Source organism: Spirosoma fluviale (assembly GCF_900230225.1).
GTDB lineage: Bacteria > Bacteroidota > Bacteroidia > Cytophagales > Spirosomataceae > Spirosoma > Spirosoma fluviale.
In genome coordinates, this window is sequence record NZ_OCNH01000001.1 from 1,300,541 (window position 1) to 1,317,045 (window position 16,505).

The 16,505-nt window shown below is 49.7% G+C and carries 13 protein-coding genes; 7 read left to right on the forward strand and 6 right to left on the reverse strand.

Translation table 11 applies throughout. The features are described from left to right. Positions 1-10: 10 nt before the first annotated feature. Positions 11-883 (reverse strand): lysophospholipid acyltransferase family protein, encoded by an 873-nt coding sequence (locus CRO74_RS05385; RefSeq protein WP_097124966.1) that lies wholly within the window; start codon positions 881-883, stop codon positions 11-13. A 209-nt stretch (positions 884-1,092) separates the two neighbouring features. Between CRO74_RS05385 and CRO74_RS05390 the strand changes: the two genes are divergently transcribed. Continuing rightward, entirely contained in the window at positions 1,093-1,659 is a 567-nt protein-coding gene (locus CRO74_RS05390) for a WbqC family protein (RefSeq protein ID WP_245877767.1), read from the forward strand. 62 nt (positions 1,660-1,721) lie between these two features. Beyond that, entirely contained in the window at positions 1,722-4,253 is a 2,532-nt protein-coding gene (locus CRO74_RS05395) for an ATP-dependent Clp protease ATP-binding subunit (protein WP_097124968.1), read from the forward strand. Positions 4,254-4,346: 93 nt separating this feature from the next. Here the strand turns inward: CRO74_RS05395 and CRO74_RS05400 are convergent, their stop codons facing one another. Both CRO74_RS05400 and CRO74_RS05405 read right to left on the reverse strand, forming a co-directional pair. Further along, entirely contained in the window at positions 4,347-6,101 is a 1,755-nt protein-coding gene (locus CRO74_RS05400; protein ID WP_097124969.1) for a GMC oxidoreductase, read from the reverse strand. Positions 6,102-6,190: 89 nt separating this feature from the next. Beyond that, positions 6,191-6,949, reverse strand: a complete 759-nt coding sequence (locus CRO74_RS05405) for a phosphatidylinositol-specific phospholipase C/glycerophosphodiester phosphodiesterase family protein (RefSeq protein ID WP_097124970.1) — start codon at positions 6,947-6,949, stop codon at positions 6,191-6,193. Between the two features lie 197 nt (positions 6,950-7,146). Here CRO74_RS05405 and fabG point away from each other — a divergent pair, with 197 nt between their 5' ends. From fabG to CRO74_RS05425, 5 genes are all read left to right on the forward strand, one after another. After that, positions 7,147-7,893 (forward strand): 3-oxoacyl-[acyl-carrier-protein] reductase, encoded by a 747-nt coding sequence (fabG, locus tag CRO74_RS05410; protein ID WP_097124971.1) that lies wholly within the window; start codon positions 7,147-7,149, stop codon positions 7,891-7,893. 85 nt (positions 7,894-7,978) lie between these two features. After that, on the forward strand, positions 7,979-10,096 hold the full coding sequence (locus CRO74_RS05415) for a vWA domain-containing protein (protein WP_097124972.1): 2,118 nt from the start codon (positions 7,979-7,981) through the stop codon (positions 10,094-10,096). Between the two features lie 523 nt (positions 10,097-10,619). Then, positions 10,620-13,736 carry a choice-of-anchor Q domain-containing protein gene (locus tag CRO74_RS05420; protein WP_097124973.1) on the forward strand — a complete coding sequence of 1,039 codons (3,117 nt, stop codon included), beginning with the start codon at positions 10,620-10,622 and terminating at the stop codon, positions 13,734-13,736. A gap of 276 nt (positions 13,737-14,012) precedes the next feature. After that, a complete protein-coding gene (locus CRO74_RS31465) occupies positions 14,013-14,183 on the forward strand; it encodes a hypothetical protein (RefSeq protein ID WP_179830123.1) in 171 nt (56 codons plus the stop codon). Next, positions 14,158-14,661 (forward strand): DUF6169 family protein, encoded by a 504-nt coding sequence (locus CRO74_RS05425; protein ID WP_144035875.1) that lies wholly within the window; start codon positions 14,158-14,160, stop codon positions 14,659-14,661. Before CRO74_RS31465 ends, CRO74_RS05425 begins: the two co-directional genes overlap by 26 nt. Here CRO74_RS05425 and CRO74_RS05430 read toward each other — a convergent pair whose 3' ends face one another. From CRO74_RS05430 to CRO74_RS05440, 3 genes are read right to left on the reverse strand one after another with little or no spacing between them, the layout of a single operon-like run. Further along, the gene (locus tag CRO74_RS05430) at positions 14,662-16,014 is read right to left on the reverse strand and encodes a phospholipase D-like domain-containing protein (RefSeq protein ID WP_097124975.1); all 1,353 of its coding nucleotides are present in this window, start codon (positions 16,012-16,014) and stop codon (positions 14,662-14,664) included. Between the two features lie 14 nt (positions 16,015-16,028). Further along, complete coding sequence (locus CRO74_RS05435) at positions 16,029-16,295, reverse strand: type II toxin-antitoxin system RelE family toxin (RefSeq protein ID WP_097124976.1); 267 nt, start codon at positions 16,293-16,295, stop codon at positions 16,029-16,031. Continuing rightward, positions 16,292-16,492 carry a hypothetical protein gene (locus CRO74_RS05440; RefSeq protein WP_097124977.1) on the reverse strand — a complete coding sequence of 67 codons (201 nt, stop codon included), beginning with the start codon at positions 16,490-16,492 and terminating at the stop codon, positions 16,292-16,294. Before CRO74_RS05440 ends, CRO74_RS05435 begins: the two co-directional genes overlap by 4 nt. Positions 16,493-16,505 lie beyond the last annotated feature (13 nt).

Sequence of the window (16,505 nt, forward strand, 5' to 3'; positions counted from 1 at the left end):
CATGTTTGATTTAGTCAAGTTTAGCGCTGATACTGGGGTATTTACCCCGCCAGTGTTTCCAGCGTTTATGCGACCAGAGCCAATCGGACGGATTTCGCCGGATTGAGGCTTCAAGAACATCGCGGTAGCCTTCCATAATGGCACCCAGCGGTAAATTTTCGTAAGGAGGCTCAGCAATAAGTCGGAACGTAACTTCGTAATAACTCCGACGAATCCGAACGATATCGAAGAAATAAACCGCCATTTTCCGGCTACGGGCCAGCCGTTCAGAACCGGGGTAGAAAGGGGAGTCCTGATGTAAAAAATCGGTCCAGTACGCTTGTTCAGGCACATCGGGTACCTGATCGGCGATAAGTCCGATGATCCTTGGAATATGCCTGCGAAGGACCATCTGACGCGGTAACGAGTTCATTGGCGTAGGAACCGGTCCCAGGTGCGAACGGATATGAACCATCAACTGCTCAAAGAATGGGCTGGACAAGGGCTTATAAATACTGTCGACCGGCATTTTGTTCAGGACTAGTGCTGCCGGAATCCATTCCCAGTTAGCCTGGTGGGAGCTCATTCCTATGATTGTCTGACCAGCCAGAATTTTCTCCTGGATTAGTTCGATGTTCGGGAAGTTGATGTGCTTCAGGAAAAATTCGGGTGGTAGGGTGGCTTGTTTGATACTTTCGACTATAAGGTCGCCCAGGTTTTTATAAAACCGTCGGGCAATCTGCTTGACTTCCACCGATGACTTTTCCGGGAAGGAACGGGTCAAGTTGTCGAGTACAACTTTTCGGCGGTAACGAATAACATGCAGCAACAGAAAAGACAAAACATCGGAAATGCCATATAATATAGGAAGTGGCAAACGCGATAGCAGTCGGAAAAAGATCATTTGACGAATGTATGGCCGACGTAAGTGTAACACCTCGTCTACCTGGAAATTAAAAAAATACTACTATCAGTTGTTAGTATCGCTTTTTTGCGTTACTTGTAAACGGATACAAATTAGCTTAATTGAAACGAAATCAACCCGAGTCTCAGGTCAACGAATTACTCATAGAACTACACTACTTGCCTTGTATTGATTACATATCAGGGTTGATGAGGTTTGAACGAGTGCAACTTGAGGCTCAGGAACATTACCAGAAGCAAAGTTACAGAAATCGGTGCTACGTTCTGACGGCTAACAAAGTTGACGTCCTTACGGTGCCGGTTTTACAGGGAACACACCACCAGCCAATTCGTGATTTGCGGGTGGCTAATGACCAGCCCTGGCAACTGAACCACTGGCGATGCCTGCAGGCTGCCTACGGAAAAGCCCCCTTTTTTGAATATTATGCCCCTTATTTTGAGCCAGTGTATCAAAAAAAGTGGACTTTTTTATTCGATTTGAACCTTGAGTTGCTGACAATTTGTCTGAAATTGATTAGATTTAATCGACCGCTGAACCTGACAGAATTGTACGACAAGAGTCCGTCGATCGGTCTATTTGACGGTCGGTCGAAGGTAAATCCACGAAATGAGCCGGAAACGTATGTATTCCATCAGCCAGTCGTTTACCAACAGAATTTTGGCCAAGAATTTGTACCGAATCTTAGTATAATTGACCTGTTGTTTTGCCAGGGACCGGCCGCTCCGGATGTGTTACTGGCAGGCCTTCAGGAGTGAACAAATCCTTAAAACTCTTCGTTAGGCCTATAGTACGGTTACCTAAGGAGACCCTAAAACGAATGGAAGCAAAATTCTCAAACCGCGTCAAGGAAGTTATCACGCTGAGTCGGGAAGAAGCCTTGCGCTTAGGCCACGATTACATCGGCACAGAGCATCTGTTGCTGGGTATGATTCGTGAGGGTGAGGGTGTAGCGGTCGGGTTGCTAAAGAAACTTGGCATCTCGCTCGACGAACTCCGGGTTACTATCGAACAGGCTACGAAAGGAACAGCCACCAACAACGTGAAAAACTTAGCGAATATTCCGCTGACCCGTCAGTCGGAAAAGACGCTCAAGATTACGTATCTGGAAGCTAAGATTTTCAAGAGCCCACTTATCGGTACGGAGCACCTTTTACTATCGATTCTGCGCGATGAAGACAATGTCGCCACGCAGATTCTTAACAAGTTTAATGTTAACTACGAAGTCATTAAAGAGATGCTGGAATATCAATCAACCGGAAGCCGCCCCACCATGGCAAGCGACACCGACGATGATGATAATGACCGGGGGATGTTTGGTGGCAGCAGCAGTTCCAGTTCAGGAAAAGATCCGAAAGGTTCTGAGAAATCGCGCACACCCGTGCTCGACAACTTCGGCCGTGATCTGACCAAACTCGCTGAAGTTGGCAAACTCGATCCGATCGTTGGTCGTGAAAAAGAAATTGAACGTGTTGCTCAGATTCTGAGCCGCCGAAAGAAAAATAACCCAATCCTGATTGGTGAGCCTGGCGTTGGTAAGACGGCTATTGCAGAAGGTCTGGCGTTGCGTATTGTACAGAAAAAAGTATCGCGGGTGTTGTTCGGCAAGCGGGTTGTGACCCTCGATCTGGCATCGCTTGTAGCGGGTACGAAATACCGGGGTCAATTTGAAGAGCGCATGAAAGCCGTGATGAACGAGCTGGAGAAATCGCCGGAGGTGATCCTGTTTATCGACGAGCTTCACACAATCGTTGGTGCGGGTGGTGCTTCGGGCTCGCTCGATGCCTCGAATATGTTCAAGCCAGCGTTAGCCCGTGGTGATATTCAATGCATAGGAGCCACAACGCTTGACGAATATCGTCAGTATATTGAAAAAGATGGCGCATTAGCCCGTCGTTTCCAGATGGTAATGGTCGATGCTACATCCATCGACGAGACGATTGAGATTTTAAACAACATTAAGGATAAATACGAAGAACACCACCACGTAAACTACACCAAAGAAGCCATCGAGGCTGCGGTGAAGTTGTCGGAACGGTATATTTCGGATCGGTTCCTGCCTGATAAAGCCATCGACGTGATGGACGAAGTGGGTGCACGTGTTCACATCTCGAACATCACGGTTCCTGAAGATATTCTGAAACTCGAAGAGCAGATCGAGAATATCAAGAAGGAGAAAAATCAGGTTGTTAAGAGCCAGAAATACGAAGAAGCTGCCCAGCTTCGCGATAAGGAAAAACGCCTGATCGACCAGCTGGATCGCGCGAAACAATTGTGGGAAGAAGATACCAAGAAGCGTCGGTACACGGTCAACGAAGAAAACGTTGCCGAAGTCGTAGCGATGATGACGGGTATTCCGGTCACGAGCGTTTCAAATGATGAAGGCAAGAAGCTGATCAACATGGGCGACGAACTGAAAGGCCGGGTAATCGGTCAGCAGTCGGCCATCGACAAACTGGTGAAAGCTATTCAGCGGACACGAGTGGGTTTGAAAGATCCCAAGAAGCCAATCGGCTCGTTTATCTTCCTCGGTCCAACGGGTGTTGGTAAAACGGAATTAGCTAAAGTACTCGCTACCTATCTCTTCGATAAAGACGATGCACTGGTGCGGATCGATATGTCGGAATACATGGAGAAATTCAGTGTAAGCCGGTTAGTTGGTGCACCTCCGGGCTATGTTGGGTATGAAGAAGGTGGTCAGTTGACGGAGAAAATCCGCCGGAAGCCCTACAGTGTTGTCTTGCTGGACGAAATCGAAAAAGCGCACCCGGATGTGTTCAACATCCTGTTGCAAGTGCTTGACGATGGTATCCTGACGGATGGTCTGGGTCGCCGGGTTGACTTCCGGAATACGATCATCATCATGACCTCAAACATTGGGGTTCGTGACCTGAAAGATTTCGGTGCGGGTATTGGTTTTGCCACCAAGAAATCGGCTGAAACGCAGGATGATCTGATGAAGAGCACGATTCAAAGTGCGCTTCGGAAAGCGTTCTCGCCTGAGTTCCTGAACCGTCTCGACGATGTGATTGTGTTTAACTCGCTGCTACGCGAAGATATTCACAAGATCATTGACCTGATGCTGGGCAAACTCTTGGGCCGCGTTACCAACTTGGGTTATACCGTTGAACTGACCGAGAAGGCGAAAGACTTCCTGGCCGAAAAAGGGTATGATCCACAATATGGTGCCCGTCCGCTGAGCCGTGCTATCCAGCGTTACCTCGAAGATCCCGTTGCAGAAGAAATTCTGAAAGGCGAACTCAAAGAAGGCGATGTAATCATGGCCGACTATAGTGGCGAAGGCGAAACCCTGACCATTACGGTACGGAAGCCGGAGGTAGCCGTCGAATAGAGATTCAATTACCGCATATAGTAAGGGGCCTGACTTGTGAAAGTCAGGCCCCTTTTTTGTTTAGTAGCGCGAGTTTTCGCCTGCGCTACTAAATTAAATACTCTTTGCTTTCACCATATCAATATAATATTGCGATGTACGCATGGCGCTGGCCAGGATCGTCCAGGTTACGTTTTTGTCGCCTTGCGACACAAACGGAGCCGCATCGACTACAAACAGGTTCTTCACATCGTGGGCCTGCTGGTATTTGTTCAGAGCCGACTTTTGCGGGTCATTCCCCATACGAACGGTACCCACTTCGTGGATGATTCGGCCGGGAGCGGCTAACCCATAGCCGTGTGCCGTGTTCGGGCCGGGTTTAGGGCCAAGCGCAATACCACCCATCGCATGGATAATTTCCTCGAAGGTATCCTGCATGTGTTTAGCCTGCTTAACCTCATAGTCCGACCATTTGTAGTGGAAGCGTAAGGTTGGAATACCATACTTATCTACGGCATTCGGGTCAATTTCGCAGTAGTTGGTTTCAAGAGGCACCGGCTCGCCCCGTCCCGACATACCAATATAGGCACCGTAGAACCGTCGGTAATCATCTTTCAGACTTGCGCCATAGCCACCACCCGTTTTGGTTTTGCCATCACGACCGGGAATGATGCTGTTCAAGTTTTCGACACCACTGCCAAAGCCATAACCGGGCATACCCATGCCACCACCGTATTCAATATGGTAACCCCTTGGGAAGTCGAGCTTCTTATTATCGAGCCACCAGGGGGTGAATACGTGCATACCGCCAACACCATCTTCGTTGTACCGTTTGCGATCCATCAGGGCAGGAATAAACCCTGAACGGCTGGCTCCCGTGGAGTCATTGAGATACTTTCCAACAACTCCGCTGCTGTTTGCCAGTCCATTTGGAAAACGTGACGATTTGGAGTTAAGGAGAATCCGGGCCGATTCACAGGTACTTGCACCCAGCATAACGGCTTTTGCCCGAACGGTCACTTCTTCCAGCGTACGGTTATTTACGTAACTAACGCCCGTGGCAAGGCCCGTCTGTGGATCGGTGAGCACCTCGCGCACCATAGCCCCATTAATCAATGTTACGTTGCCAGTCTTGACCGCAGGAATACACAACACCGACGAAGCCGAGAAGTCGGCATACGCCTGACAGCCCCGGTTGCACTGGTGGCAATAGAAACAGGAGCCCCGGTCTTTGTTAATGGGCTTGGTGAGAATACTTAACCGCGATGGAATAACCGGGATGCCTATACTTTGGGCACCCTTTCGAATCATCAATTCATGTAAACGAGGCTTTGGCGGGGGCAGGAAAATGCCATCGGGCTCATTCGGGAAATTTTCGACCGACCCAAAAACGCCAATCAAACGATCTACTTTATCATAATAAGGCTTGAGATCGTCGTAGCCGATTGGCCAGTCGTCGCCCACACCCGACAGCGAACGTCGCCGAAAATCGTCAGGGCCAAAACGCATGGAGATACGTCCCCAGTGGTTGGTACGTCCGCCGAGCATTCTCGACCGAAACCAGCCGAATTCTGTACCGGACTTGGCGGAATAAGGCTCGCCATCTATTTCCCAGCCTCCCCAGGCGGCATCGAAATCACCACCAGATCGGGCATCGGTACTGGCACCACGTCGGGGCGATTCCCAGGGCCATTTCATTTGAGTAATGTACTTAGGATCGGCGGGGTCATAGTAACCACCTGCTTCGAGCAGAACAACTTTTGCACCTGCCTTAGCGAGCATGTACGCAGCCATGCCGCCCCCTGCACCTGAGCCGACTATAGCTACGTCGTAGATAAGTGGGGCTTTTTTGAGTTGTGGAATATCCATCCGGTAGCGTTGCGATTGGGTAAATCAGTGATAGGTTGATTTACCTAATAAGCCGAACAAGGATAGAGTTTACTCTAAAATCCCTGACATCACCGCCTTGCCTTTATAGCCTCGGCAACGTTGTCGGTGTTGATGATATCCACACCCAGTTTTTTTAATTGTTTCCAACCATTCGGCGTATCAGGAATGGCCCAGAAACGGAAGGGTTTATTATCACTATGGGCTCGTTTAATGACCCGTTTCAGCTTGTCGCGGTCCACGTCAGGTATGTCGCCTACGCCATTCCAGCGGGAGTACGATTGGAAATTATCGCTGATCATGGCTACTCGCTGCAACGTTTCCTGATCATAAACTTCACTGGGCCGCCCGTCGAACTGAAGAAGCGGGTAATCGAGGTATGTGTCTATTTTCGGGCGTTCACCACTAATAACGACCTGAATCGCTTTTGCGTTGGCCGACCGATTAAAGCAGGTCAGGTTTTCCTGTAACTTTTCCATCAGCTTGGGTAATACGCCCGCTGGGTTTTCTTTAATATCCAAAACCAGCGCGAAGGTGTAGTCACGATCGGAGCTGGGTTTGTCTTTGTATTGCTGGAACAAGCGGGCAATAGGTTGTAAATACAGCGAATCCAGCGTTGGTGGTGTTTGCGGACTTTCTTCAGGCTTTTCGTGAGAAACAACCAGCTTCCCATTCCGTAACCATACATCAGCCTCAATAAAGTCGGCTCGCTGCTCATAAGCCTCCACAAACGGACGGGCTTTGGCATAATCGTTGTGAGAATGAATTTTCTGAGCCAGTGTAACCGACACCGACGATAACAGGAGGGCTAGGACAAGACGATAGTTCATGGTGGATTACCTGATTTTTGACAAAGTAACACAGCTTATCGGCGAAACCAAAACCAATGCGTACCTTGTCGTTTTAGACCAAACCACTATTTTTGACTAAATTTAGTAGGCGACTATGCTTACTAAATCGAATAGAATGGCCTTTACTGCGTATTGCGTATCCATTCTTCATCGTCTATTTATTATTACCCCGTAAAATGGATTTACTGAAAGGAAAAGTTGCGTTGATTACAGGTGCGTCGCGCGGGATTGGTCGGGCTATGGCCGAGAAGTTTGCCAAAGAAGGTGCCGATATTGCTTTTACCTACCTATCGAGTGTCGAAAAAGGACAAGCGCTGGAAGAAGAACTCAAAGCCTTTGGCGGACGGGTAAAAGGCTACCGGTCGGATGCGTCAGACCATAAAGCTGCCGAAGATCTTATCGCTCAGGTACTCGCCGATTTCGGCAAGCTCGATGTGCTCGTTAACAACGCCGGTATCACGAAAGACGGGCTGTTGATGCGAATGACTGAAGAACAATGGGATACTGTAATTAACGTTAATCTAAAGTCAGTCTTTAACCTGACCAAAGCGGCCATCAAATCCATGATGAAAGCGAAGTCCGGTTCTATTATTAATCTGACGTCAGTGGTTGGTATCCGGGGTAACGCGGGGCAGGCCAACTATGCCGCGTCGAAGGCCGGTATCATTGGTTTTACTAAATCCGTTGCGCTTGAACTGGGTTCCCGGAACATCCGGTCCAATGCCATTGCACCGGGTTTTATTGAGACAGAAATGACCGGGGAAATCAATGAAAAGGCACTGGAAGACTGGAAACAGCAGATTCCAATGAAACGTGGAGGCCAACCCGAAGAAGTAGCCGATTGCGCTGTTTTTCTGGCCTCCGACCTCTCCCGCTACATTACCGGTCAGGTGCTGCAAGTGGACGGAGGAATGCTTACCTAGTAGTAGGAGTTAGGAGCGGGGAGTTAGGAGTTAGAAGACTCCCAACTCCTCGCTCCTAACTCCTAACTTCTTACTCCTAATAAGAATGAACTTCATTTTCCAATCCTCACCCTGGTGGATCCTGGTGTGCCTGCTCGTAGGGGCTGTGTATGCGTTTGCAATGTATCAGCCGCTCCCGCGTCTTGTGGATAGTGGTACAGCCATGGGAGGGTTCGACAAGCGAACTACCTACGGTCTGGCGGCCTTACGGTTCGTGGTCGTCAGCTTTCTGGCCTTTCTGCTGATTAATCCCCTGATTCGGAGTTTGCGAACGCTGACGGAGAAGCCGAAAGTTGTGCTGGCCATCGACAACTCCGAGTCCGTAGCAGCCGCTGGTAGGCCCGCCCTAACTCGTGCGCTGGCAAGCTTACAAGCGCTACAGCAGCAACTGACCGATAAAGGGTTGGACGTGGCGATTCGGACTTTTGGCGATTCGGTCACCAACGGCGATTTAACGCAACTGCCTTTTACGCAACGCACCACAGACTTGTCAGGATTATTGGCAAGGGTTCGCTCGGATTATGAAGGACGCAACCTGACGGATGTTGTGCTGGTGTCGGATGGAATTTTCAACCAGGGGCTTTCGCCAACCTTTGGGCAATATCCATTTGCGGTGCAGACCATTGGCTTGGGCGATACAATCCCCAAAAAAGATATTCAGCTTAAGGGGATCATTGCCAACCGGATTGCCTACCTGGGCAATCAGTTTCCGGTAAAAGCAGAAATCGTGACCAATGGCTTTCAGGGCCGAAGCGCTACAGTTGTATTGCGGCAGAATGGCAAAGAACTGGGTCGTCAGTCGATTAACCTGGGAAAAAATGACACGTTTGATCAACTGACCTTTCAGACGACAGCTACCCAGAAGGGCGTTCAGCACTTTGTAGTCGAGGTGCTGCCGCAGCCCGGCGAATTCAGTACGCGCAATAACCGTCAGGATGTATATATCGATGTTATCGACGGAAAAGAGAAGGTATTATTGCTGGCACTTTCCCCGCACCCGGACATAAAAGCCCTGCGGAACATTCTGGAGAAAAATCAGAATTACGAACTCGACATCCGGATTCTGACCGGTACCCCCGCTGAAGCGACGCCACCGGCAGACAAGACCTATGATTTAATCATACTCCACCAGATTCCTGATAATGGGAACGTGGGCACCGCATTAATGCAGAAGTATCTGGCGAAGAATACGCCCGTACTGTTCGTTCTGGGAAACCAATCCTCTCTGGGACCCTTCAATACGTCGAATCCGGTTATGCAGATAAGTGGCCAACCGAACCAGAGTGATAAAGTAACGGGCTTCTTCAACCCAGAATTTAAACAACTCAATCTCGACCCCGCCCGGCTTGATATTCTTGCCAAGTTACCCCCTTTGCTGGTGCCGTATGGTGAGTTTCGGTTGCAGGCGGGTAGCGAAGTCGTTCTCTGGCAACAGGTGGGCAGTGTTCGCACCACAAAGCCATTGCTAGCATTTAATGTGACAAGTCCCAGAAAAACGGCTGTGCTGGCTGGTGAAGGGTTGTGGGCCTGGCGGCTCGAAGAATACGCCCTGACCGATAAGCAGGAGGTGGTTGACGAACTCATTCAAAAGGTAATTCAGCTGATTTCTGTAAAAGAAGACCGTCGTAAACTGCGCGTTTATCCGATTCGGAATGAATTTGTAGCGGGCGAAAAGGTTATTTTCGAGACGGAACTCTATAACGACATCTACGAACGACTTTACGACAAACCTGTCCGACTTGAAATCAGCGACGAAAAAGGACTGACTCGGTCGTACAACTACACGCCTACCGAAGCGAACAGCCGATTTGAGCTCAGCCGTTTGCCCGAAGGCGCGTACCGGTTCAAGGCGAGTGTTACGGTCAATAACAAAGCTGAGCAGGCATCGGGGCAGTTTGTTGTACGGGATTTGCAACTGGAAGCCCTCAATACCACTGCCGACCATGGACTGCTCCGGCAGCTTTCTCAGCAAACGGGTGGACAGTTCTATAAAGCCAGCCAGACTGACGCGCTCGTTCAAACGCTGACGAACCGTCCTCACCCGTCCCGCCTGACAAGTACCGAAGAGATGAATGAGTTAATCAACTGGCGTTGGTTGTTCTTCGTGGTCCTTACGCTGGTAGCCGTAGAGTGGGGGTTGCGTAAGTTTTATGGCGGGTATTAAGGCGCAATTTTACGTTTAGCCTTTCGTCTGAATCAACAAAGCCGTGTCTCAGTTTTTAGCTGAGACACGGCTTTGTTGATTCAGACGAAAGAAGTTGTGAAAGAAGAAGCATAGCAAGTGTATGGTTAAAAGAGTTTATTACGACTGATAGGTACCGATAAACACTGAATTAACCCTTCCGGGAAATGGCTAACATCTCCATACCTATCACTCAATTTTCTGCTTTTTCTACCAAAATAATTTACATACATACATTCGTATTTCTACTTTGGTGGCGTATTGTTCAGTCCGGACATGTGACGCACACGCTATAAGCGATGCCTGTTTCTTCTTCCGCCTTTGTCGGATACCGCTTGGTGGTTAGTATAATCTATTTTATCTGTAGAGAAAATATTTAATCGAGCATTCAGAGTAGTTTCATAAGCTGGGGGTAGTAGGCCCAACTTACGCTGTACCGCAAGCGAATTCCCTACACATTTTCTTTTTTTATCAATTAATCTAGTTAACCAATAGTATAACACGTATGAAAAACACCTTTACCGAGTACTACGTAAAAATTTCTGCTGCGTTGCCCGGCTTCCTGCTGGGAGCGGCCTTATGGCTGATGAGTGCCCTGAGTCTTCGGGCCCAAACAATTTATGTTACTCCTGGAGGAGCCGGTCAGCAAACCGGCGCTGACTGGGCCAACGCTCTGCCTGGCAGTCAGCTTCAACCTCAGTTGGCTGTTGCATCGCAAGGCGCCGAGTTTCGTCTGGCTGGTGGAACTTATAAACCCACTAATACGGGTGATCGTACCCTTTCGTTCTCTATTCCGTCGGGTGTTAAGGTGCTTGGCGGCTTCGCAGGCAGTGGATCTAATCCCGATCAGCGAGTCGACTTCGCCAATCCGGACCAACCCAGCAGTACTACCCTTTCAGGCGATATTGACAACGATAACCTGCTCGATGCCGAAAATTCCAATATCGTGGTTCAATTCAGGAGTGTCAATGAACAGACCCGACTGGATGGTGTCGTAATTACCGGTGGCTATGCGACCGTCTCAATTTTCTTTACGGGTTCAGTAGGGGGAGGAGCTATCTACAATAATGGTTATCAGGGAACCAGTAACCCTACCCTTCAAAATTGCGTATTTATCCAGAATTACACCTCCGGGAGGGGTGGGGCCGTCTTCAATGATGGCGGCTTACGTGGCTTTGCCAATCCTGTATTTACCAATTGCCGCTTCGCCAATAACCAGGCTAATCAGGGAGGAGCTATCTACAATACTGCCTATGCGGGCACCGCCAATCCAACCTTTATCAACTGCTCATTCCTGGCCAATACGGCTGCCAGAGGAGGGGCTATCTACAACTACGCTGAAGCGAATGGCCCTTTCGGTCCCGGTGGTGCCGGTGAAAATCGGCCCCTGCTCGTAAACAGCGTGTTTCAGGCGAATACCGCTTCAGCTAATGGAGGGGTTATGTTTAACGAAACCCGAGGAGCCGGAAATCCAATAACTGAACCAACCTTGGTGAATTGTAGCCTGGTGGGTAACTCGTCTCCTCAGGGGGGCGCTTTCTATAACATAGCTACCCCTAATACAATCAACAATACCCAGATCTTTGCGCGGCCTTCTCTCTACAACAGCATTCTATGGAACAACGGGGGGACCAACACTACGGTTAACATTATATTTAAGAACAACGCTGGTGGTACGAGTACCGGAGAAGGGTATATCTCACTTTACAACTGTTTGGTTGAGCCGGGTGCGAATAATTCACGTAATACGGATCCACAAACGAAAGTGATTAACAGCTCTCCATTTGTGAGCGGATCGAGCGTACAGCTTTCTCCTTGCTCACCCGCGATTAATACTGGCAACAACAGCTACTACACCGATCGCTCGGGCCCGTCAACCGACCTGGCAGGTAATCCCCGGATAGTAGGCGGCACCATCGACATCGGGGCCTACGAGTTCCAGGGCGCACCCGCTACGCCCCTGGCCATCACACAACAGCCCGCCAGCCAATCTACCGTGGTAGCGGGTACTACCGTTGAAACAACTGTGGGACTCAATGGACCAGCCGACAATTACGCCTGGTATAAAGATGGTGAATTAGTCCCCGGCCAGACCTCGGCTACCCTTAGGCTGACGAATGTGCAGACAACCCAGTCTGGTTCGTACTCGCTGGTGGCCACGAGTGCCTGTAGCAGCGTTACCTCAACGGCTTTCAGTTTGACCGTCACTCCGCCCTTACCGGCTTCGCAGCGAGTGGCTCACCTGTGGCTCATTAACGCTGATAATAACCAGCCTATCCAGGAGATAATCGTCGGCCAGCAAATCGACCTCTCTCAACTGCCTACCCGTCGGATCAATATACAGGCCCGTACCGAACCAACAGAGGTGGGCTCCGTGGTCTTTCAGTTGAGCGGCCAGCAAACGCGTCAGCAAGTGGAAAACATTGCCCCTTACGCTTTATTCGGCGACGACAATAAAGGAAGCTACCTGCCCTGGACACCAGCTTTGGGAAGCTATACGCTCACGGCCACACCTTATTCGGAAGCGGGTGGCACCGGCACTGCCAGTACTCCGCTTACGGTGTCTTTCACGGTGGTCGAGCCGGTTAATCCCCAACGACTGGCTCATTTGTATCTCATCAATGCCGATACCGATCAACCTATTCAGGAACTGACCAATGGGCAACAACTGGATCTTTCCCTATTGCCCACTAAAAACCTGGCTATTCAGGCGGTTACCGATCCAACCGTAGTAGGCTCAGTGGTTTTTGCGTTGAGCGGTCAGCAGAGCCACCAACAGGTGGAGACGATTGCACCCTATGCCTTGTTTGGAGATAACCAAGGTGACTATTCCGGCTGGACACCACCCCTCGGCAATTACACACTCACCGCCACGCCTTTTTCCGGAGCAGGCGGTACCGGGAGCATAGGTACGGCTCTGAGCGTCTCTTTTACGGTGATTGAGTCGACCATGCCCGCTCCCCAACGGCTGGCACATCTGTATCTGATCAACGCCGATACCGATCAGCCTATTCAGGAATTGACCGATGGACAGCAACTGGACCTTTCTAAGCTGCCTACTAAAAATCTGGCTATTCAGGCGGTTACCGAACCCGCAGTGGTAGGGTCGGTGGTGTTTGCGCTAAGTGGTCGGGAGAGTCGTCAGCAGGTGGAGACAATTGCGCCTTACGCTCTGTTTGGCGATAATCAAGGGGACTTCTTGAGCTGGACGCCGTCTTTAGGCTCCTACACGCTGAAAGCCACGCCCTATTCGAGTGTGGGTGGTACGGGTGTTGCGGGTACTCCCCTGAGTATTTCCTTCACGGTGATCAATCCGGCAGCAGCCCGACTGGGAGCGGAGCGAGCCGACTTGCCTACGGAAAAAAGTTGGCAGGTGCGGGTACTGGGCAATCCGGTTACGAACAATGAGGTGGTGGTAGAGGTCAGCGGTGCCCAGGGCCAGCCGCTGGTTTACTCGCTAACCGATGCCAGCGGGCGCAGCCTGCATACGCAGCAGGTGGATCAGGCGGGGGCCGTGGAGCAACAGCGGCTAAGTATAGGCAGTTCGGAAACCGGTGTATTGCTATTGCGGGTCAGCACCCCCACCCAAAGTCAGGTCATTAAAGTGCTCAAAGCAAACTGATTCCGATTTTTTAATATTAGAAAGCCTTATTTCGACGTCGAAATAGGGCTTTCTAATATTAGATAGGTTTTACAAATCTCACTGACAAATATATTCCTGTCTTTTGTAGACTGATTCCAGTGGCGGGCAACTTAGGTGGTACTATCAGAAGGATACACCAGGCATAAGGCCGTGCCACCGTTTTATAAAGAAAGAAGGATAAATTCTTCTGTCCAAAATCTCTGTTTCCCAAGTGATACTTCGATCACGTATATTCGTCTTATAATCAATACTGCAATGGAAACACAAACCAAACCAATGACGGCCCGTGAAAAAATCCGCAAACTTGTGGAAGTTAAAGAGCAAGTGCAGCGAGAAGCGCGGGAACGATACCAGACTGACCCTGAGTATCGGGCCGTATTCGAAAAGTTAAGAACGGAAATTGCCGAACAACGCAAAAATAAATAGTTACAAATTTACCTGGATTGGTGGAGAACGAAATGTGTATGCTTTTACCACAAATGAAGACGTTGGCTATGAAATAAGGTTCGTACCATCGGCCTATTTATTCGTGGATTATGTCGATGGCCATGTGAATGCTTTCGAAATGGTAATCGCCGTGGCTGACAATCCCAATGGTAGTCGTTTACCCGCCGATCCGTTAACCGAACATACCATTCGGGCTATTTTCTATGATTTCTTTCGCTCGCTGGAGCACGTAATTATCTATATCTGTGATAGCGCAGATGGCCGGGAAAAAGCCCGCTTCCGAAAGTTTACGATGTGGTACTACCGCTACATTGCTAAAGACCTTTTCAATATGGATGCCTGGCTGCCTGACGGCGACAGGGTTACTATTTTGTCAGGGATTTTGAGTACTAAACATCCTTATTTCAGTCAGTTTGTTGAACTCTTCAAAAACTTAAACGAAGCTGAAAAGGAGTAACTACACAGTCAGTAATTCCAGTTGTTCTTCCAATTGCTGCCGCTTTCCGGCGAAATACATCTCCCAATCGCTTAGCTGACTGATCAGTTGATACTCCTCCGATCCCTGCAAGGCCTGAACGTTTGTTTGTAGCTGTGTAGCAAGGGCTTGCAAGCGACTTCGCTCGTGTTTTAGTAATGCTTTCTCCGTGACTGTTTCGGAGCGGGGTATAAAGGTCTCTCCCCGTTCGAGGATTGTCAGAATCTCCGTTACACGTTTTAGATCGTTATGGTCATTGGCCGCTTTGAGTTCTGCAAATAGGGCCTCGGCCTGTTGTTTGAGGGCTTCGGCAACGACATCGGGGTGGCAAAGCTGGGCGGCTTTTCGAAACCTGCGTTTGAGGTCGCGCTGCTCGTCGGTCGTTAGATCGAAACGGGATTGCTGACGGGTTTCGGTGTATTCTCTGTTGAAGTTCGTGTAATCGGTCTCGGCTTCGGTGCGTTCATGTTCCGTGATCGCCTGCGCCCGACGGAGTTCGAGTATCTTTAAGATCAAGTCGCCGAGCCGGAGCGAATGTTGGACACTGAAGTCGTGGAGCAGTTTATCAATATCGGCTTTTTCCGCTTCCAGCGCCTGAATTTGTAGTTCCAGAATCCGAACCTCTATTTTTAGACCGCTTAGTTCTGCATCGATAAAAGCCGCCAGTGTTGTATGCTGTTTTCCGAATTGGTCAATCCGGCCAACGGCTTCGGCATACTGACCGCGCCGGAGCAGGGTTACTAGTTGCTCAAGGTCATCGGTGAGGTGTTGCTGGGAAAGTTTATCGATGTGTGGGCTAAGCTCTTCGGGTTCGTCCAGCGCAATGAGCGTCTTGATCAGGTCGAGCCGTTTGAGCACCTTGCCGAGGTCGATCGGGGCTTTGCCGGGGGCGGGAGCGTAGCGGTCGCGGAGTTGCCGGAATTCGGCTTTAAACTGGTTGGCCAGTGGCTCGGCTTCGGTCGAGATGGTAATGTTTTCGTGGTTTTGCCGGGCTTTGTAACTCCAGTTGAACGAACCGGTAATGACCGTATGGGTGTCGATTACGCAGAACTTGTTATGCATCAACGTATCCCCCTCGTCGCCCACACCAATGGCATACACGCACCCACCCGCCTGACGCAAGGTATCGAACGGCAAGCCACCCTCCCGAAAATTAATGGCATCGTTGGTAATCATCAACTCCACCGTAACGCCGTCTCTGGCCCGCTCGCAAAGGGTTTGAAACAAATCCCGATCCGTAAACCAGGCCACCGCCACAAACACGCTTTGGCGAGCTTGCCGTAATTCAGCCAGGATAGTTTCGTGGATTTGGGTGAAGTGGGCAGTAGTTTGCATGGTGGGCAAATGCGTTAAGGGAAGAGTTTATAAATATCCCGCCGATGGACAACACGGGCGAACTCAACGGTATCGCCATTTATAAACAAGCCAATTCGGTAATCACCAATCCGAATATGGTAGGCTGTTTTGAACCCCTTAAGCTTTTTTAGATTGACAACCACAGGCAATCCTGCGGCCTGTTCTACTTGTTCAATGGCATTTGCAATGTCGTCTTTGACGGATGGCATGCGAATCTTTTCTATATCTTTTTCAAATTGGCTGAGGAAGATTACCTTCATGACCGTCCCAACGCCTTGAAAATAGATTCCCGGCTAACCTGTTCGTTTCGATTGGCTTCCTGAAGTAAAATACCCAAGCCAATATCTTCCTTATCGTCCTCCTCGATAATGGTCGTTGCAATGTTGAGACGAGCAAGTAAGGCTGAAAGGAGTTCCAGTTCGGCACCGTCCTTTGGCGTAATTAATAAGGATTGCATGGTTAATAGGGGT

Coding starts and splice junctions, on each gene's coding strand:
- CRO74_RS05385 (WP_097124966.1), bottom strand. CDS start 883: ATGATCTTTTTCCGACTGCTATCGCGTTTGCCACTTCCTATATTATAT.
- CRO74_RS05390 (WP_245877767.1), top strand. CDS start 1,093: ATGAGGTTTGAACGAGTGCAACTTGAGGCTCAGGAACATTACCAGAAG.
- CRO74_RS05395 (WP_097124968.1), top strand. CDS start 1,722: ATGGAAGCAAAATTCTCAAACCGCGTCAAGGAAGTTATCACGCTGAGT.
- CRO74_RS05400 (WP_097124969.1), bottom strand. CDS start 6,101: ATGGATATTCCACAACTCAAAAAAGCCCCACTTATCTACGACGTAGCT.
- CRO74_RS05405 (WP_097124970.1), bottom strand. CDS start 6,949: ATGAACTATCGTCTTGTCCTAGCCCTCCTGTTATCGTCGGTGTCGGTT.
- fabG (WP_097124971.1), top strand. CDS start 7,147: ATGGATTTACTGAAAGGAAAAGTTGCGTTGATTACAGGTGCGTCGCGC.
- CRO74_RS05415 (WP_097124972.1), top strand. CDS start 7,979: ATGAACTTCATTTTCCAATCCTCACCCTGGTGGATCCTGGTGTGCCTG.
- CRO74_RS05420 (WP_097124973.1), top strand. CDS start 10,620: ATGAAAAACACCTTTACCGAGTACTACGTAAAAATTTCTGCTGCGTTG.
- CRO74_RS31465 (WP_179830123.1), top strand. CDS start 14,013: ATGGAAACACAAACCAAACCAATGACGGCCCGTGAAAAAATCCGCAAA.
- CRO74_RS05430 (WP_097124975.1), bottom strand. CDS start 16,014: ATGCAAACTACTGCCCACTTCACCCAAATCCACGAAACTATCCTGGCT.
- CRO74_RS05435 (WP_097124976.1), bottom strand. CDS start 16,295: ATGAAGGTAATCTTCCTCAGCCAATTTGAAAAAGATATAGAAAAGATT.
- CRO74_RS05440 (WP_097124977.1), bottom strand. CDS start 16,492: ATGCAATCCTTATTAATTACGCCAAAGGACGGTGCCGAACTGGAACTC.